We start from the raw sequence: 18,449 nt of genomic DNA on the forward strand, positions 1-18,449 counted from the left end.
CCATCGGTTCACGGGGAGCTGGCCGGCGACGATAGCGGAGCCGCGCCCAGCGCAAGCCCCCGAGCTGCGACTTTGTTCGACCACTTCGAGATCTCGCTCACGATTGGCGCGCTCAGGCTGCGACAGCTTTGCCACTCTCGACGGCTTGAGGGGTGCCTGGGTAGGCGGTGAGTGTTGCGATGATGCCGAGCACGGCTGCTAACATTAGCCAGAAGCCGGGCGAAGCTCGATCACTTGTCTGGTCTATCAGCCAAGTCGAGGCGAACGGCGTAAAGGTACCAAACAGCGCGGCCGCCAGTGAAAAGGCCAACGAGAAACATGTGGTGCGCACGTGCGCCGGCACGATCTCCACTAAGCACCCGAGCATGGCGCCGCTATAGATGCCGAAGTAGAATGAGAACATCATTTCCACCGCAAGCATCTTGCCGAAGTTCGGCTCGTTCACCAGCCAATGTAGGGCTGGATAGGTGGTTAGTAATGCCAGGATGGCTATGGTCAGGAGAACAGGTTTGCGGCCGATCCGGTCGGATACAGCGCCGCCAACCGGATTCCAAATGAAGTTGGTCACAGCGACGAGGGTGGTAACCAACAGCACTTCCTGTGAAGAGAGTTTTAGCACGTTCTTGCCGAATGTTGGTGTGTAAACGGTAACGAAGTAAAACGTTGTGGTCGTGAGGATCGCAATCATCATGCCAAGGACGACGATACGCGCGTTTGCGACGGCCGAGGCAAAGACCTCGCGAGCAGTGGGGTGTCTCTTCATGGCCAAAAAGTCCGGCGTTTCTTCGAGCGTTCGGCGCAGGAAGAAGATCAGCGGAATGATGAAGCAGCCGACAAAGAAGGGAATGCGCCAACCCCAGACAAGAACGGTATCAGGTGGCATCATCTCGCTAAGGATGTAGCCGAGGATCGCTGCGACGAAAATCGCGACCTGCTGGCTTGAGGACTGGAGTGAGGTGTAAAAGCCGCGATTATTCGGAGTCGATATTTCCGATAGGTAGACCGAAACGCCACCGACTTCTACGCCAGCGGAAAAACCCTGTAGGAGGCGTCCAAGCAGCACGATTACGGGAGCGGCAATACCGATGGTCGCATAGGTCGGACAGAATGCGATGACCACCGTGCCGATCGCCATGATGGAGAGCGTGACGATGAGACCCTGGCGACGGCCGATCCGATCAATATAAGCGCCCAGCACGATAGCGCCGATCGGGCGCATTAAAGCGCCCAGCCAGAACACACCAAAGGTGTTAAGCAGCGAAGCGGTTTCATCATCCGATGGGAAGAATGCCTTCGCAATGGCGCTGGCATAGAAACCGAACAGGAAGAAGTCGAACTGCTCGAGAAAGTTTCCGCTTGTGGCACGCAGAATCGCACCAACCCGTGATTTCGGTCCGTGTGGGACAGTTGAGTACGACATCGGCGTTTCCCCGTTGAAATGGCCATTGTGGAATAACGCATTCCAGTCCGGCTGTGATTCGCTATCGGAAGGTGTTGCCGACAAATTCTGAAGCGCCTTGGATCATCGGCATATTTTCGGCGACAGTTCACAGAAGTAAAAGTGTCGGCATCCTCTTAATAAAAGAAGGGGGGCGCTGCATGACAGCGTTTAAGCGCCGTGTAGAAGTCGGCACTAGCCGGCAGCGCAAAAATGGAGAGACCGAATGTCAAGAGACGCTCACTCCGCAATGAGATCCGACGAAATGGCTCGCCGAGCACGCAAGCTCGAATGGAGTTTTGCCATGGAACGCCAGATGACGGCCAGTGGCGACGCATGATGTCAAATACCTGAGCAACGGTGGGAAAGCTGCGTTAATTCGGTGAAGTCTTCATACCTCGTACGACTACTCTGGCTGCATCGGACCGTGCTCTCAGCACTTGGTCTTCAGTCATAAACCCGGCTTCGACCAGGTTGTCCAGGACCACGTTGGCGCGAGCACGCGCTGTGGTCAGGTCGATGTGAGGGGCATAATCTGTCGGCGCCTTGATCAGGCCGACCAGCATAGCAGCTTCCGCGAGCGTCACATCGCTGGCCGGTTTATTGAAATAAAATCGCGCGGCGCCATCGACGCCGAGGGAGTCGCCGCCCATATTGACACTGTTCAGGTAAAGTCTCAGGATTTCATCTTTGGTCAGATGCCATTCGAGCCAGACGGCAAGAAATACTTCATTGATCTTGAGTCCGATGCCGCGCTCGGTGTTCGAAAGCAGAGTCCGGGCGAGTTGCTGGGTGATCGAGGAGTCATCCTGGTGATCGTTCTGTGTTCTTGCCAGGAGAGCGTGGAGATCACCGGGGAAATCGATGCCGAAATGTTCGTAGAAGTGGCGGTCCTCGGTTGCGAGCGTGACCTTGATCAGAGCATCGGGAAAATCCTCAAGCGGGGTCGAAACACCACGGTCAACCGGCCTGCCACCAATCGGATCGCCGAACTGATCAAACAGACACGCCGCGACGTTGCAAGCCTTCAGCCAATCCTCTTGCAGGGGAGCGCGAATGGTGGGAACCGCAAGCGCCAACAACAGGATCAGTCCGCCAAAAATCAGAGTCAGAGTTTCGGAAAAGGGCTCGAGAAGCAGCCAGCGCTGCCGTCGGCCGAGAGAGATGCGGTCTAAGAATCGCGAGTAACGGCCATACAATGTCCGCAACTCCCTTGCGCAGAATACTAGGGCGGAATCGGAAGACAGCTGAGGGGCCGACAAGGAGTGCCGGAGCGTGGTCCACCGTTTCGGCGGAATAATCTGACTCACGTGGATCTTTCAGTTCTTGCTGTGTGCGTGGGGCCGCGCGAGGAGGGCGCTGCGACCGAGTGCGTGTCTCAATTTCAGCTCACGGGTCCGCCTAGGATTGCGGAAGCCGAACGAAATGACTGGAGTTCGTCTTTGGAAAAGTCGGACAATCCAACTTGATCCATCCTGGTCACAAGAACGACGGATCGCCGGTACTCACCTGAAAGTCGCTCGAGCTGAAGTGTCTTCGAGCGCCGCATCTTACGAGCCGTATCGAAACAGATGACGTTCTGACCAGGCATCGATGCTCCCGCTGTCTGATGTGGAGTCTGCTCTCTAAATCGGCGAGCAGATTCGGCCGCTCACATAGAGGGCAAGTGTGGCGTCTTCGCGCGGTCGCTGAAGCGAAAAATCGGCAACAGCTGACATCTTTCGCAAGTGCGTCAACTTTCGTCCGGAAAAGTCGGCGAGAACGGTCGTTACCGCCGGCTGCAGTCGATCTGGTCCGTGAGCTTAATGATGTTTCGTTGGCAGATTCGAAATGGCCCCGAGCGGAAACCAGCTCCCTTAAGTCTGTGCTCGCTACGCCGCGCGTAGCCGCGATTGCCCACGCATTGAGGCAGAATTCTAGGACTTTGCGGGTTTGCCGCGCCCCCAAAAATGGGCAGTGCCGCCAGTCAAGGGCGGCTCGTCTGCTCGGCTTGGCCGCGCCAGACCGGTCAAGTGTTGAAAAAGTACGGCTTTGAGATCGAGCCCGCCAGAGGTTGATGACATTCTTCGCTCGAAAGAAAGGCCAGGCGGTTCGCTGGCGCTGAAGGGTCTCCCTGTCATGGAGACGTCATTCATGACGGTGTGTCTCGGTGAGATCGATCCGAAAGCCTCTCTCGCCGATCTTCTCCATCGCCGAAACCGGACGTGCGTTAAGGCGCGTCGCGAAAGTGATCGTCACGTCTGGATTTCTGTGCCAGGAATTTAGGACGTCGCGGTGCCGACCTGCGCGTGCTGAAGCTTAGCAAGATCGTCGTCGCGATCGAGCGTATCGCCCTTGGCGCAAACGTTGAAGGAGGCAGTATTGATCTTCCCCAGCGCTTCGCGAACATCGCGCGCATAGGCCTCGCCGGCAGCGGTCAGGCGGATCGTGTGGCCCACGCGCGCAAAAAGTGCGATCTCGAGCTGCTCCTCCAAGCTCTTGATGTGCCGGCTGACCGCGCTCTGGGTGAGGCTGAGCTCGCGAGCTGCTAGGGTCACGCTGCCTGTTCTGGCCGCGGCGTCAAAAGCTGCGAGCCTTGCGGTGGACGGAAGAAACCGGCGGGATGTTGGCATTTTTGCTCCAAACGAGGATAGTCGTTTAGCAACGATGATTGCGTTGAAAAGGCGGCGGTGTACACCTAAGGAGGTGTCCATCCTCCACCGATTGTTCGATTCAATTCGCTAGCCTCGAAACTGCCTCGACGGTTGGGAAACGAGCTACGCCGGATGAATACCACGCAAAACGATCTCCGAGGTCCTGTTGAGCACTAGACCGGTATTTCCGTTTAATCGACACCATCACGTGAGAGTTGGATGAGCTTCTTGCTGCACGCGCGAGCGAAGTGCATAGGTACGGTGGGACAGGAACCGTTGCAAGCGACCGAGATTCCGATCGTTAATTGCTGAGTCTTACCCGCCTGATTGAGAATCGATTTTTCTGAGCACACTATGCTGAATCTTGCCTAGTACCGTTCGCGGCAATTCTTTCGTGAAAATGATCTCGCGTGGCACTTTGAAGCGCGCCAGATGCAATTGCATATGCATTACGAGTGCCTCCGCGTTCATCCGGGAATCAGGTCGCCTGACCACATAGGCGATCGGTACCTCGTCCCATTTTGGGTCCGGCCGGCCGATGACCGCGCACTCGGCAACATCAGCGTGCTCTAAAAGTACACGTTCGATCTCCGCCGGATAGATGTTTTCCCCGCCGGAAATGATCAGGTTCTTCTTGCGGTCATGAACCCAAAAATAGCCGTCGGCATCGCGACGGGCGATGTCGCCAGTACGATACCAGCCGTCATGCATCGCCTCGCACGTGGCTGGTTGATTGCCCCAATACTCGCGAAAAACATTGGGGCCGCGCACCGCGATCTCACCCGGAGTCCCCGCGGGCAATTCGTTGCCGCCGTCATCCGTGACCATCGCTTCGCAGCATAGTCCGGGTAGGCCGGTCGACCCCTCCCGTGAAAGGTCACCGCCGAGCCTCGTATAAACCGCAATGGGGCTCGTTTCCGTGGAACCGTAAACTTGAAGAACAGGCAGCCGGCACGCAACCAAGCGATCGACCAGGTGCTGCGGCACTGTCGTTGAGCCTACCGAGACCGCTTTCAGCGACGACAAATCGATCGTCGACCACCTAGGGTCGTCGGTCAAGGCCTGAATGATCGCAGGCACCAGGACGGTCAAAGTTGGTCGATCATGCTTGAGTGCAGCAAAGGTGGCGTCAGTCGTAAACCGCGAATGGATGGTGACGGTTGCGCCAAGCTGTAATGCGGGCGTCGTCTGAATGTTCAGCCCGCCGACGTGGAATAGCGGTAATACGGTCAGTACATGATCGTCCGATGTGAGTGCGTGCATATGCTGGCTCATCACGCCGTTCCACAACAAAGCTTCCTGGCGCAGCACCGCTCCCTTCGGCCGGCCTGTGGTTCCCGAGGTGTAGACGATCAGAAGCGGGTCGGTCAGGTCCGCGCAAGGGTAATAGCTGTCCCGCCGTGTCTGATCCAACAGGTCCTCCCACGCGCGAGTGCCGGAAGGCGCAAAGTCGAGGCCCACTGTCGCGACCTCGGGCAGTGCCTCTGCTAGAATCGACAGAAGTACTTCAAAAGCCCGCTCAATGACCAGAACCTTAGCGCCAACGTCGGACAAAATGAAAAGCTGCTCAGTAGCCGCGAGCCGCCAATTCAAGGGTACTAAAATCGCCCCGAGCCGCGCGCAAGCGTAGAGGAGAACGAGGTAATCAGGGCGGTTTAGGCTAAGGACGGCAACGCGATCGCCTCTGTTGACGCCGAGCCCGTGTTTCAGGGCCCGCGCAGCCCGATCAATACGTCCATTAAGGTCGCCGTAAGTTAAGGTATCGCCCTCGAAATGGATTGCGGGTTTGTCAGGAGCGAACGCTGCGTTGCGCTCAATCAGTGTACAGAGATCCACCATCCTTCATCCTCGGTCGTTGGGCTCTCACAAGGCTCATGCTGCGTTTTCTGAACCTGACTTGTCAGCGTCCATTTGAAGGTTGCGATCGTGCGTCACGTTTCTAGGGCCGGTTTAGCTGAACGGGAAAGAGTGTCACGCGAGACCGGCTGCAAAGAAGAATCTGCCCGGATCTCGTACAGCCCAGGCTGTGGCAGGGCGGTGGGCTCGGAACCAGATCGTGTTCGGCATTCAGTGGCCGTTACATAGTTATGGAAGCCGATCGACTCGTATGTCCTGTGTTCGTCGTGGATCACGGCTCACAACGAGCGCCGGGGCAGCAGACTCGATTCGAGATCACGAAAGATGGTGTAGTTTCGTCGAATCCACTCATGCAGTTCAGTCGAGGAATCCTTTTCTTGGCGCAGATAGCCGGTGAAAGACAAACTTAATCGGCAGATAAAGGCATTCAGAAACACCGGCAGCGCCGCGAGCCGGAGCGTGCGGCCGCGCTTCATGGCCTCGAACAACTCGCCGCGAACAACGAATTCGTTATGCACGGTGATCAGAATATGCCGCGGAACTTGCCAGCGTAGCATCTCATAGGCTCGCGATGAGACACGGTCGATGTCAGGTACGAACAGGACGATTGGCACGACGTTGTGCAGTATCGCCTCGCGTAAGAAGTCGATTTCGCTGCACACCTTGAAGAATTCGTCGAAGGCGTGGAAGCCAAGGTCTATCACCTTGGCCACGCTATCGTTGATGATTAGTCGGTCAATTAGCTGCATCTTGCCGTAGGTGTCCATGACATCTGCTGTCTCAGTGATGGAAGGAAGGTAGTCAAGCAACGACGGCTCCTTCAAGTTGAGGTCGAAGGAGAGCACCGTACCGTTCTTCAGCAGCAAGAACTCGCTCAAGAGCCGCGCGATCAGCGTCTTGCCGACCTGCGGGCTCGCAGAGCAGATGATATAGACCGGCGTTACCAAAACTGCGCATCCAGCGCTGCATAAGTCCTCGAACGACTATCTTTCTCCCGCACGGGTCACCGATTTGGCGCCGGCGAGGTCTGTTAGGTTGATGCGGTCATACTCGCTCCACACATTGGCGAGCCAATGCCGGACGTATCCGCGCAGCACGAAGGAATAGTTAGCGACGTCATCGTGCGGCCCCTTGTTCGCGACAAAATTGACGAACGGGACGGAAGCGACCTCGACCTGTTCATAGGCCATCTCGTTGAGTTTCGGGATTGTCAGGTCGGTGGCGTCTTTGATGCGGTGGAAATAGGAATTGTAGGTCGACTGGTCCCACTGAAAGAATTGGGTGTCATTGATGAAGTTCTTGACCAGGAAGTATTTTGCGCCGGCCATGAAATTGCTCGTCTCGGCGATCTCGTCCAGCGAGGCGATAGACGATCCCAATACGTGGAAAACGGCAAAGGTGATTTGGCCCGATCGCGCGGCGTCCAAAAAGCCTATGTCGCGAAGCGATGCTAGTGCTGGGGACATCAGTCCCGCGCGCACGTCGATCACGCTGACGGAGAGGCCCGCGTTTAGCGTGTCGAATATCTTCATCTGGTCTGCGGTCCTTGTCATATCCACAATTTCAGTGATCGCGGGATGAAAGCGCTTTAGCGTTCCGCGGGGCGACTCGGTGTCAAATGCGCGGGTCTGCACATTGTTCGCGCTGAAATAGTCCAGAAGAGTCCGGGATACGGTCGTTTTGCCGACGCCGCCCTTGTCCGCGCCGACTACAATCACAACTGGCTTTGCCATGGAAGTCTTTTACCTCAAGATATTTGTTTAACCGGGAGAACCGCAAAGTGCGGCTGTATGTGTCTTGCGATGCTCTGGAGCCGAACATGGCAGAGACAAGAGATCGCGCGATGTCTTAAGACGTCAACGACACGAGTGTCGGGGAGTCTCCTAGCGCCAGGGCCGCACGAGGATGATGGCGGCGATGAGCCGATGAAACGGCAGTGGGCGATAAGCCGTCGGCGCACCGTCGTGGTTCGTACGCGCGGTTTGCAGTGAGCGATGATAGGCACCGCGTCCTCGACAGGCCGTCGATACTCGGCAAACCGATAGTCATCGAGGGCTGATTGGAACTGGGCATCATCACGCTGACCTCTCGAGGACAGCGGATTCAGAGCTTGCGAAGTTAGAATGACGATCCTCCATCGTGATGTGGAGCATGACAGGGACAACTTGCATGTTGGTTCCTAAGATATCTGAAGAGGCAGATTGATTATCTCGTTTCATGGGTCTCGAATAAGCTTGAGGCTGAGGTTATGGGCTATGGAGTGTCCATGCATAGCGCTTTCCGGTGCGCGCAGGGCGGAGCCCCGGCTCCAGGCGGAGGTGAATCCAAATCTGGAGCGTCTGACTGAACCGAGAGGGGGGACGAACTCCCGCCTTCCAAATTGCCGGTCATGTCCAGCCTATTAAGCCCGGAAAAGGCAGACGATGATGGCAAGGACGAGTAGCGCGCAGCCTATCCACCTCCGAATCCAAAGTGTTGGCATTCAGGCGTTCCTGAGCGCGATGGTGCCGACGACCGCGAAGAGGGAGCGGCTCGCTCCGCGGTCGAATGACCGCGGCTCGGGCGGACGATCTCCTGTGCGCGGGTAGAAAGTCGCATCGTTCATGGGGGGCTCCTATTATAGTTCAGGCGCGAGCGATCCTCAGGCCAGCATTCTCGAGCGCAGCCAGAATCTCGCTTGCAACGCCCTGCGCACCACCCTGGTGCTCACCGATCAAGTTTGACGCCACGATATCCGCGATAATCGCGTGCGCTCTCTGGCGATGGGTGAAATCGTCCTCAACATAGTCACCGCAGGCATTGCAGGCGAGCACCGGTCGGCCGCTCCAGGGGTCGTGAAATGCGGTTAGGTCATTGGCGTTACAATTCGGGCACTGCATTGGTGGCTCTTGGCATGTTTCATTCTTGCTCTGTGCTCATCTATTCAAGCGAGGATGCACTCAATCGTTCGCCGCAATCGCTCTTCGAGCCGACGCGACCGCTACGCTACATTCTGAAAACGCCGTAGTGCGGTGCTTCGATTGGAGCATTAAGCGAGGCGCTCAAGGCGATTGAGAGTGCGTTTCGGGTATCTACGGGATCAAGAATGCCATCATCCCAAAGCTCGGAAGTTGCGTAGTAGGCGCTCGATCGCTCCCGATAATCCGTCATGATTGGTTCTCGAATGGCCGCCAGTTCCTGATCGGACAAACGCCCACCTTCACGAGCCAATTGCCTTGCCTTGACGTGGGTGAGTACGCCCGCTGCCTGCTCGGCCCCCATGGCCGAAATCTGCGATTGTGGCCAGGTAAACATAAAGCGTGGATCGAATGCGCGACCAGCCATGGCGTATGTTCCCGCTCCGTGGGAGCCGTTGCAGATCACTGTAAGCTTGGGCACCGACGCTCCAGAAACGGCCATGATGAGGTTGGCGCCATCTTTGGTGATGCCGCCATGTTCGTACTCCCGTCCAACCATAAAGCCGGTGGTATTCTGCAGAAAGAGCAGGGGCGTCCGGTTCTTGTCGCAGAGTTGGATAAAGTGAGCGCCCTTCATCACGCTGTGATTCTGCAGCACACCATTGTTCGCGATAACGCCGATCTGATACCCGTGGAGGCGCGCGAAGCCGCATACCAGGGATTGGCCATAGTTCGGCTGGTACTCATGGAATCGGCTGCCATCCACCAAGCGTGCGATGATCTCCCGAATGTCGAACTGAACGCGAGGATCTTTTGGAAGAATGCCGTATAGCTCGGACGCATCGTAGACCGGAGGCTCCGGAGCGGATCGATCAATGGCTTCTTTCGTCGGACGCGTCAGGCGAGCAACAATGTCCCGGGCAAGAGCAATCGCATGCATCTCGGAAGTCGCGGCGTAGTCACCTGTTCCAGAGACGCTCGAATGCATGTGAGCGCCACCAAGCTCTTCGGCAGATACCACCTCTCCGGTGGCTGCCTTTACGACTGGAGGCCCGCCGAGGAAGATGGCTCCAGTCCCCTGCACGATGATGTTGTAATCGCTGAGCGCCGGAACATAGGCCCCTCCCGCGGTACAGTGCCCCATGACGATGGCAACTTGCGGCACTCCCATCTTAGAGAGAATTGCTTGGTTACGCAGGATTCGACCTGCGTGATAGCGGTCTGCGAAGAACTCCGCTTGCAGAGGCAAGAACCCGCCGGCGCAGTCGCAAAGATGGACCACCATGAGGCGGTTCTCAATTGCGATATCTAGTGCCCGTACGATCTTTTTCACGGATAGTGGATACCAAGCGCCGCCCTTTACACTGGAATCATCTGCATGAACAATGACCTCGCGACCCGCGACTATGCCGACGCCGACGACCTGCGCGGCGCACGGCACCTCGCCATCATAGGCCTTGTTGCCAGCGAGCGTCGAAAGCTCGAGAAACGGAGTTTCGGGATCGAGCAACGCCTCGATCCGATCTCGAACAAATAGCTTGTTTTGCTGCCGCAGACGCGAAAGGTCTCGTGCCGGTCGGTCGAAGCGAGCGGAACGTTGGCGTTCCTTCAATTCGGCCGCAAGCCGTCGGTTATGGAGCTCGTTGAGGCGGAATTCTTGTGATCGGGTGGCCGCGCGAGAAACGATCCGCTGCATATCAGCGTCCTTCCTCGGAAAACGTAACCAGCGCGGAGTCTCGCTCGAAGCTTTCGCCGACTTTAAAGTGTATGCGCTCGACCACACCGTTCCGCGGGGAGCGTACGACAAATTCTAACTTCATACTCTCGGCCAACATCAGCCTAGCGCCTGCGGAAACGACATCACCAGGTGAAACCTCGGTCGCAACCACGACGCCCGGCATCGGTGCGCGGGCTACAAGATCATCCGCCTGCGCGTGTGACGAAGCGAGCGCTCGCAATTGATCGCGATATTGTAGGATGTGCGTCCTACCGCGGATATGCAGGTAAAGCGTATCACCGCCGATTGCGAATTTGACCGGGATGGTGTCGCTCGGAATGACAAGAAGACCGCTGCCGTCGAGTTGATGCAAGAACGTCACCGGTGCAATGACCTCGTCATCCAGGTGAAGACGATAGCCGTGTTGGCCAGGTGAGAGCCACAATTCATAAGTCTCAACATCAAGCGCAAAAGAGTGCCTCACGTCAGTTTCTCCACTTGCCGAGCTCCGCGTGGAGCGTGGGTACGGCATCTGCCGAATCACGAACGGCCCTGGTCAGGAGCGCGGCGGCTGCTAGGACGGCGGGTAGATCGCTCGCACATTGGCCAACTGCGACTTGCGGATTGTCATCGAGATACCCGGTATGGATCTGTCCAGTCAAAAACGCCTCGTCCACGAGCAGACGCGAAAGGAAATCGACGTTTGTCTCGCAGCCAAGAAGGACCAACTCGCGCATTACGCGTTGGGACGTTGATGCGGCTTCGCGGCGCGTGTGCGAATGTACGACGACCTTTGCGAGCAAGGGATCGAATGCTGTCGTAATTGTCTGACCTTGAACGATTCCGCTGTCAATTCGTACGCCCGCAGTCGCTGGGTACTCCAGCTTGAGTATCTTGCCGGTCGTCGGAGCGTAGTCTCGTTCAGGAGATTCAGCATATATTCTGGCCTCAATCGCGTGACCCTTTGAGACGATATCGGACTGTGAAAAGCGGAGCTTATGACCCGCAGCGATATGAAGCTGTTCGGCAACAATGTCGATGCCGGTGACCATCTCGGTTACGGGATGCTCAACCTGAAGCCTGGTGTTCATCTCAAGGAAGTAGAATTCACTTCCATCAAAGATGAACTCGACAGTTCCCGCATTTCGATAGTTGGCGCTACGAGCGATGCCGACCGCCATTTCGCAGACCCGTTTCCGCAGCTCCGGCGACAAGGCAGGTGAGGGCGTCTCCTCAATGATCTTCTGGAAACGGCGTTGCACCGAGCACTCTCTTTCGAAGAGGTGGACCACGTTTCCGAAGGAATCGGCTAGCACCTGCACTTCGATGTGGCGCGGGCGTTCAGCATAGCGTTCGACGTAAAGCCGGCCGTCCCCGAAGTACCGCTGCCCCTCCCGGCGTGTTTGAGCAATCGCGTCGTCGAGAATTTCGAGATTGCGCACAATCCGCATACCCTTGCCGCCGCCGCCCGCTGACGGTTTGATCAGCAAAGGGAGGCCAAGGGCTCGCGCTCTAGAAAGGAAGGTCTCTGGATCGTCTTCTTCGACGGCTGAAGGCGCGACGGGAAATCCACTTTGCTGAACAAATCTGCGGCCGCGGATTTTATCACCCATTAGATCGATGCTTTCGGAAGCGGGCCCGACGAAGGCAATGCCTGCCCTGGCAACGGCTCTCGCGAAGTCAGCGCTCTCCGATAGAAAGCCATAGCCGGGATGCAAGGCGCCGGCACCTGATCTGACGGCGCAAGCGATGATTTGCTCGGCATCAAGATAGGCCGCGCTCGGTGAGCGACCCTCGATGACAATCGCTGCGTCCGCCATAGAAACGGCCGGCGTGCCCGCATCGACGTCGTGGTAGACGATAGCTGATCGTAGCCCTAACTTGCGCAACGTCTTGATGATGCGCACAGCTATCTCGCCCCTATTGGCGATGAGAACTGTATTGAAGGGCAGGATCTGCATCCGCGTATTCGTCCAAAGAGGGGGGGAATCACGACGTTCGAGAGTTGTTGGGTCTACGAGCAGCTGTCCGTACCAGTCACATGAAGGTGAAAATCCCGGCGACTGTCCTTTGGAGGCTGGAAACGCCGACCGGGACCATCAAAGGTATGAGCTGAAGTCATTTCGAGCCTGATTTTGCTTTTGCACTTTCATGCACTGAGATCACGTAGCGACACTGGTCACTCAAGCTGGTGAACTTGGTTCGAAGACAAGAAGTGATAGCCTCGACATCCGGGATGGCACTGCTGCACAGCCGAAACACGTCCGGGGTGCAAGCCTTCTGCTCATCCGCCGTCGCTTGTCGATCTCCGGCGATTGCGCATTCAAAGGTTAGAGAATTCAAAGCCGCAAAAACAATGAAAGCCATGCGATGGCAACCTGCTCGATAGGCCCGATCAGGTAGGGGACGCTGCATTGGGTTCACGATATCCTCTTTGATGGTGAGTTGTGCCGTGTTGAGTGTCGTGCACGACACTCAACAAAGGAAGCCAAAGGCTCAGATTAGCGACGTTCCCGGCAAGAGACCCATTTGAAGGTGGAAGTCGGATCGATGGTGTTGGCCATCGGTGCGGTCGCCGTCACTGCAAGGTGAGTTCGAACGCATCCGAAAATGGCAGATGACAGACACGTGCTAAACTCGGCTCGGGACGCCAGTTAGCTGCACGTCGTTCATGGCCATCACAATGTTCTGTGTCGGGCACGCGCGTAGCGCGTAGGATTGGTGCATACCGGACACCTATCCGGTTTGTGACGATGAGTACGATACGACATTGTATGTGTGTCTGGACCCTGATGATGTCGTGCGGCGAGACCTGCACAGGCTGGACATTGACGATCCCTAAACGACTTCGAGCGTCGGCCTCGCCGGAGACCACCGCCACTTGTTCGAGACCTTACAATTTGACGCTACGTACGATTCAAGCCTTCCGAGCGGCTTACTTGATGAAATTGTGTGAATTCGTATGGCAGCGGCAGGCGTATCATTTGCGACAATGTCTAGAGGCAGGGCGAAAGGAAAAAAATGAGAGACGACTTCGCGGCTCACCCCGCGAAATCACAGTGCATCGTGGCCGATCCTGGTAAGCGTCGTTCTGATCGCACCTTCTTGTGGCGCGAGGGTAGGTGAGGTTAACGATCTCTTTGAAGGGATCGGCTCGTGGCAGCGGCTGTTGCCATCGCGTTGTTCCGATGCTGGGACAATCGGCTAGTCCTCAAAGATTAAGGGTTGGTACCTGCGCGACGCGCCTTCGTTGCACGCATGGGGCAACTATTGAAGTTCCGTCGATGTTGACTGAGAGCAAGTGTCGTGCTCGGCGCGCCCCTTTATCTCAATGTGCCCGAGCCGCAATCCAGCAGTTCGCGCAGCAGAGATCGATGCCCTGCAGCGACGTCTGGAGTTAACCCCGCATGTTTTTCCTTGTCGCCACATGGGGCGTGACCGATCAGACAAGTCGCGGGTTCAGAACAGTCCTTCATCGAAGTCCATCGTGCCGAATCAGCTCGGCGCGAGGGAATCAGAACCCGCTAATTAGACGGACTCTACGACTCTATCTGCACTCCGGGTCGACCAAGCAAAAAAAGGTTCGGCAGAGCCATTCCATCTCCGGGCTGGCGCTGCAAAGATCGAACGTATCGGCGACCTGCGCATTGGTGTCGACCGGTCCTGCGGCCTCAGCGACAAAAGTCGGCTCCGTCGCTGCAATCGTTATGGCGGTCGCAGTCACAAACAAGAATTTGTTCATCGATCGTCACTTCTTTAGCTAAATCCACCCGTCCTTCTGCTTAACAGAGCCAACGCAAAACACAAATCTAACGCTACGTCAGGTTACATCTGGAGATTATTACTCATCAACGCAGGTTTCCGATGGCGTATTGGGCTCGGCTTCCGATCGCGCTCGCGTAGTTGGGTTTTGGCGATTGGAAGCGGGATTACGGCCGCGGCAGGTCGAGGCCGCGCAACATTCTTGTATGCTGCGCTCTACCAACTAGAAGACGCAGCGCGAGGGATCGCCGATCGTTCGACTGATCCCGGGGAAGCCAGGTCGACTGTCCTTTTCGTCAAGGAAGAGGTGATCATCGTCGCTTTCCGGGCTGCACACGCTGCTGCCGCTCGACGATTGCCTCTATGCGGGGCCAACCGACCATCCCGCATCTGGCGCCATGTCATCAGCCGATTGCCGGAGGTCAAAGCGATCCGGAGACGTTGCGAGACATGAAAGAGTTGGCCGCTCAGTCGCAAGACGGCACCACGCGTGGGTCAGAAAACGGTCCGTTCTACGTTCGCCCGCGCGCCGTGAACGAGAACGACGAACTAAGCAGAGACGGTCGCATGAGAGGCGGCAGCGCTTGCGAGGCGAGCCGAACAGTTGCTGTCAGCGCACCTCCGCGTCCGCAAGATTGGGAGGTCATGTGCGCAGGCTTAGCAATGGGTCACGGTTGGAGCCAATTTGATTTGGTGGTGACCTGAGGAAAAGCTTGAAATGCACATAACGTCACATTGTAGGTTCGGAGCGCGAAACATTAAAGGTAGCCACCATGCTTCAATCGCAATTGCATTCGCTCTCCACCTACGCGCTCGGCATAGAGCACGGTATCATACCAGGCGACTATCCCGTAGGTGCCAAATGCGGCGTGTCTAAGAACGAACAGGAGGAGGCTGAAAATATATGGGCCTACTGCTTCTCACCTCAGGATCGGATCAAGTACATTCGCAAGAATCGTTCGCAGTTTGAATTTCACGACTACAGCCAGATGGTCGGGGTCGTGCGGGGCCGCTGCTTCACCGGTTCCGCCTCGGAGCTGGTCAACTGGCGCCGTCGATTCAGGGTATGGGCATGGCGCGCTGTCTTATTGTTCTGTGTGGCGACGTGGGTAACCATTGTCCTCGCCGTAATTCGAGCGGCCGGTTGAACGTTGGCAATTGAGCCACTACGAGCAAAGCAACACATTAGTTCGGATCGATAGAGTGCCTAGAAGCCGCGGAAGCATCTGCTAGTCTGCATTTGCGGGCGGCGTTCGGTTGCGCCAAAAGGTCGCCAAGCGATGTGTCGTTCATTACCCACCGGGGCGGATAGCCGGCATGGATGATGCTGCGGCTTATATGAGTGTATCAGCGACGCCGGGAAGGAAGTCCGCTCTGCCGTGAACTTGGAGATTGGGCGGCGAGATCAGGTGCCGCCGCTATACTAAAACGTCGTCTTGTCGAGCCACCCCACGCTGAGGCGAAAGCAGCTCGACGTCTCTTTTGCAAAATCATGTGCTCTATCTCATAGCGATGGCAAGGCCATCAGCTATATCATGCGGCAGCTACGAGAGCGATAATCAACTCAACAAGAAGTCCAAGTTCGACTCGAGTAAAAGATGTGCGTCCTAAAATGAGTCTTGCGATCTCTGTTCGGTTGGAAGGAGTTCGCATGCTTGGGGGTAATGCCAAGACTGCTTCATCGAAAAGCCGTCCCAGTGTCAGAAGCTGTTGTGGCTCGTATAGCTTGCCGTACTCCTGCTCCAGACGGCTCGCGCCCTCTTTGATGGCCGCACTGTCGGCTTGTTCGTCGATTTCCGGGCATAGGCCGAGCTTCGCTGCTACGAGCTCGTTTGTAAGTGCATCGAGGAGCCGGGTCGCTTCGAGTGCGCTCTCGTCCTCGCAGATCAGCCCTGCAACCTCTTCAATTTGTAGCTCGATCCTCTGCTTAAGATATTGAATACGCGAATTGCAGGGATGAAGGTGCTCAGCACGTTCTCGAGGCGGCGGTGCTGTGGGGATATTTGGATCGGTATCGGCTTTCAGTTGAATGGGCGATGAGTGGGCGAAAGCGCGTAGAGGAAGGACAAAATATCGAAGGAGCTGCGAAAAGAAACAAACCACTATCTCCCGATAAGCTTGGTTCAGGCCCTCAACCGGCCTGGATTTTCTAGGCACGTACGTTGTCATAGTCATGGCTGCCTCATGTATCGTTCTGGCACACGGATCTTTTGTTGCGCAGCGCTGGCCTGCAGCCCGCGTGAGGATGCCGCTTGACGAGACCTGCCGATAACCGTTCGAACGGCCCTTCTGAAGCCTTGCTGTTGAGCAGGTGGCGAACGAGGCCACCTGGAGGAACTGCCCTCAACAGCCGACGATTAATCCTCACGACCTGCTCCATCCCCGAGCTCAACCGCCGCGTTGACTAGCAGTGTTCCTCAGGTTCGGTAAAATAGATTGTTATGATGGAGCGCATTCACCTCATGGATAGAACGGTGCGACAATGACTCCATCGCGGATTACGTCCACGGCAGTCAACCGGCCGGGCTCGTTGCGGCACACAATTCGACCGCGTCTGGTCGAGCTTTGCGCTGGGAGCTGCCGAACGGACGGCTCAGGCGCGAGCGTTCTCGTGCGAGGACATGATCGTTGTTAAGAAGCCAGACTTCAGATCGAGAGGAGTTGAGCAGCGGACTGAGACCGCCGCAATCGCTGGATGAGAAGATAATCTCTAACCAGCACCAACGATCATAACTTAGCCGGGGGAACATGAGACTCTGCACCGTGCGATGCTTGGATTTCTGATGCCCCTCGTTGAGGCGGCGGTGCTACGCCCTCGAAGTGCTTTTGTATCGGCGGCGTAGGTTGGGCACTATGGCTTTTGACACGTGTTTCTGTCGCACGTCTCGATCAGCGCCTCTGGTTTTTGCAGGGCTAAGTAGAAACAGATTGAGTTTTCAGCAGACCTGAGCGTGGCGGTGCTCCGAGAACAATTCGCGACATTAATCCAAAGTCTTGCACAATCCAGCGAATGCCCGTCGCGATAACAATAATGGTCACACCAAGCGAAATCGCGACCGCGATCCTGGTCGATGGATCCCAGAGCTCTCCAAACTGGACCAGGTCCATGAGACGAAAGACGCTTCCTTGAAGGAGATAAAGTAGCAGGGTGCTCTGACCCAGGTCTACCGCGATAAAGCGAGCTATCCGACTTGAACCACAAAAGTTCCAGCATCGCAGCATCACTTCCGCGGCGACAGCTGAGGCTGCTGCAGAGCCAACGAACATCAGCGATACTTGTTTGGCCGACTGTGCATCGTGAAGCAGAACAAGATTGCTATAGGCATAAGTCTCCTTGTCCCAAGCCAGGAAGCACACGCAAGCGAGACCAAAGAGCAAGAGAAGCAAAAGGGACTTGTGACGTAAGAGGGCGCTGGTCCGCCAGTCAGAAGACTTGGCGAGCACGAACCCGAGGCAAAAGAACGGATAAGTGTACCTGATCGAGGGGAATATCGAAAATGTGACCGGCGCGAGTGCGATCAGGACCGCAGATACGGATACCATCCATGTCGACCGCAGATTAGCAGCGATGAGAAGTCCAACGAGAAGAAAAGAAGCAAACGTTGCCCATATAAACCAGTATGTGCCAGCGAACTCCCTTGGGAATTCCAGCGCACCGTTTACTACGCTTGGCGCGGGCGAAAATGCGGCCAACTTAACCGTTTCCATGAGCGTGCACCAGAACAGCATAGGCAGCAGTAACTGCACCGCGCGGTCCTTGACGCTGCGAGTGAACGATTTTCGCAAAAGTGCGCCCGAGGACAGATATCCGCTAATCGCCATGAAGAGGGGCATGTGAAACATGTAGATCGACTTGAAGTATGGTGAATACCAATACTGATTATCTCTGTAGACGACATATTGTAATAGGTGTCCCACGATCACCAGAATGATGAGGATGCCTTTAGCGAAATCAAAACCCAGATTTCTGTCGGCTGAGCGCGAGTTGCGTTCTGTCGACGCTGTTGGTGTCTTGTCAGTATCAAGCTCTCTAACCATTGTTCCGTGCGCACGCCGTTGGCAGGTTGTCCGCTTTTGGTTCTGCCCTATTTCCATTCTCAATGGAAGATGACCTCAACGCTTGAGAGCGGCGAGGATGTAGGAAG

The 18,449-nt window shown here is 56.3% G+C and carries 16 protein-coding genes and 1 pseudogene; 2 read left to right on the plus strand and 15 right to left on the minus strand.

All coding sequences use genetic code 11. The annotated features are described in order from the left end of the window. Positions 1-112 precede the first annotated feature (112 nt). From tcuC to SO180_RS32795, 13 genes are all read right to left on the minus strand, one after another. A complete protein-coding gene (gene tcuC / locus SO180_RS32735; protein WP_449382950.1) occupies positions 113-1,420 on the minus strand; it encodes an MFS transporter in 1,308 nt (435 codons plus the stop codon). Between the two features lie 392 nt (positions 1,421-1,812). Then, entirely contained in the window at positions 1,813-2,637 is an 825-nt protein-coding gene (locus tag SO180_RS32740; protein ID WP_449382951.1) for a transglycosylase domain-containing protein, read from the minus strand. A 1,062-nt stretch (positions 2,638-3,699) separates the two neighbouring features. Further along, positions 3,700-3,975 carry a LysR family transcriptional regulator gene (locus SO180_RS32745; protein WP_449382952.1) on the minus strand — a complete coding sequence of 92 codons (276 nt, stop codon included), beginning with the start codon at positions 3,973-3,975 and terminating at the stop codon, positions 3,700-3,702. Between the two features lie 411 nt (positions 3,976-4,386). Next, positions 4,387-5,907 carry a class I adenylate-forming enzyme family protein gene (locus SO180_RS32750; protein WP_449382971.1) on the minus strand — a complete coding sequence of 507 codons (1,521 nt, stop codon included), beginning with the start codon at positions 5,905-5,907 and terminating at the stop codon, positions 4,387-4,389. Between the two features lie 299 nt (positions 5,908-6,206). Continuing rightward, positions 6,207-6,875 carry a hypothetical protein gene (locus tag SO180_RS32755; protein ID WP_449382953.1) on the minus strand — a complete coding sequence of 223 codons (669 nt, stop codon included), beginning with the start codon at positions 6,873-6,875 and terminating at the stop codon, positions 6,207-6,209. Positions 6,876-6,911: 36 nt separating this feature from the next. Continuing rightward, on the minus strand, positions 6,912-7,661 hold the full coding sequence (locus tag SO180_RS32760) for a P-loop NTPase family protein (protein WP_449382954.1): 750 nt from the start codon (positions 7,659-7,661) through the stop codon (positions 6,912-6,914). Positions 7,662-8,410: 749 nt separating this feature from the next. After that, a complete protein-coding gene (locus tag SO180_RS32765; protein WP_449382955.1) occupies positions 8,411-8,533 on the minus strand; it encodes a hypothetical protein in 123 nt (40 codons plus the stop codon). A 19-nt stretch (positions 8,534-8,552) separates the two neighbouring features. Then, positions 8,553-8,807, minus strand: a complete 255-nt coding sequence (locus SO180_RS32770; protein ID WP_449382956.1) for a hypothetical protein — start codon at positions 8,805-8,807, stop codon at positions 8,553-8,555. A gap of 106 nt (positions 8,808-8,913) precedes the next feature. Further along, entirely contained in the window at positions 8,914-10,521 is a 1,608-nt protein-coding gene (locus SO180_RS32775; RefSeq protein WP_449382957.1) for an acyl-CoA carboxylase subunit beta, read from the minus strand. A 1-nt stretch (position 10,522) separates the two neighbouring features. Further along, the gene (locus tag SO180_RS32780; protein WP_449382958.1) at positions 10,523-11,026 is read right to left on the minus strand and encodes an acyl-CoA carboxylase biotin carboxyl carrier protein subunit; all 504 of its coding nucleotides are present in this window, start codon (positions 11,024-11,026) and stop codon (positions 10,523-10,525) included. Between the two features lies 1 nt (position 11,027). Further along, positions 11,028-12,503: an acetyl-CoA carboxylase biotin carboxylase subunit gene (locus SO180_RS32785; protein WP_449382959.1), complete on the minus strand. Its 1,476-nt coding sequence runs from the start codon at positions 12,501-12,503 to the stop codon at positions 11,028-11,030. Positions 12,504-12,660: 157 nt separating this feature from the next. After that, complete coding sequence (locus SO180_RS32790; protein WP_449382960.1) at positions 12,661-12,909, minus strand: hypothetical protein; 249 nt, start codon at positions 12,907-12,909, stop codon at positions 12,661-12,663. A 1,180-nt stretch (positions 12,910-14,089) separates the two neighbouring features. After that, positions 14,090-14,284: a hypothetical protein gene (locus SO180_RS32795; protein WP_449382961.1), complete on the minus strand. Its 195-nt coding sequence runs from the start codon at positions 14,282-14,284 to the stop codon at positions 14,090-14,092. A gap of 264 nt (positions 14,285-14,548) precedes the next feature. Here SO180_RS32795 and SO180_RS32800 point away from each other — a divergent pair. Both SO180_RS32800 and SO180_RS32805 read left to right on the plus strand, forming a co-directional pair. Next, positions 14,549-14,697: pseudogene (locus SO180_RS32800) on the plus strand (IS481 family transposase); the annotation flags it as partial. 380 nt (positions 14,698-15,077) lie between these two features. Next, on the plus strand, positions 15,078-15,452 hold the full coding sequence (locus SO180_RS32805; protein ID WP_449382962.1) for a hypothetical protein: 375 nt from the start codon (positions 15,078-15,080) through the stop codon (positions 15,450-15,452). 385 nt (positions 15,453-15,837) lie between these two features. Here SO180_RS32805 and SO180_RS32810 read toward each other — a convergent pair whose 3' ends face one another. Further along, complete coding sequence (locus SO180_RS32810) at positions 15,838-16,479, minus strand: hypothetical protein (RefSeq protein ID WP_449382963.1); 642 nt, start codon at positions 16,477-16,479, stop codon at positions 15,838-15,840. A gap of 738 nt (positions 16,480-17,217) precedes the next feature. Further along, on the minus strand, positions 17,218-18,342 hold the full coding sequence (gene nolL / locus SO180_RS32815) for a nodulation factor fucose acetyltransferase NolL (protein WP_449382964.1): 1,125 nt from the start codon (positions 18,340-18,342) through the stop codon (positions 17,218-17,220). Between the last annotated feature and the right edge of the window lie 107 nt (positions 18,343-18,449).

The organism is Bradyrhizobium sp. UFLA05-112 (genome assembly GCF_053572325.1).

Bases quoted from the DNA above. Each gene is read 5' to 3' on its own strand.
- tcuC (WP_449382950.1), bottom strand. From the start codon at position 1,420: ATGTCGTACTCAACTGTCCCACACGGACCGAAATCACGGGTTGGTGCG.
- SO180_RS32760 (WP_449382954.1), bottom strand. From the start codon at position 7,661: ATGGCAAAGCCAGTTGTGATTGTAGTCGGCGCGGACAAGGGCGGCGTC.
- SO180_RS32765 (WP_449382955.1), bottom strand. From the start codon at position 8,533: ATGAACGATGCGACTTTCTACCCGCGCACAGGAGATCGTCCGCCCGAG.
- SO180_RS32770 (WP_449382956.1), bottom strand. From the start codon at position 8,807: ATGCAGTGCCCGAATTGTAACGCCAATGACCTAACCGCATTTCACGAC.
- SO180_RS32775 (WP_449382957.1), bottom strand. From the start codon at position 10,521: ATGCAGCGGATCGTTTCTCGCGCGGCCACCCGATCACAAGAATTCCGC.
- SO180_RS32785 (WP_449382959.1), bottom strand. From the start codon at position 12,503: ATGCAGATCCTGCCCTTCAATACAGTTCTCATCGCCAATAGGGGCGAG.
- SO180_RS32790 (WP_449382960.1), bottom strand. From the start codon at position 12,909: ATGGCTTTCATTGTTTTTGCGGCTTTGAATTCTCTAACCTTTGAATGC.
- SO180_RS32795 (WP_449382961.1), bottom strand. From the start codon at position 14,284: ATGAACAAATTCTTGTTTGTGACTGCGACCGCCATAACGATTGCAGCG.
- SO180_RS32805 (WP_449382962.1), top strand. From the start codon at position 15,078: ATGCTTCAATCGCAATTGCATTCGCTCTCCACCTACGCGCTCGGCATA.
- SO180_RS32810 (WP_449382963.1), bottom strand. From the start codon at position 16,479: ATGACTATGACAACGTACGTGCCTAGAAAATCCAGGCCGGTTGAGGGC.
- nolL (WP_449382964.1), bottom strand. From the start codon at position 18,342: ATGGTTAGAGAGCTTGATACTGACAAGACACCAACAGCGTCGACAGAA.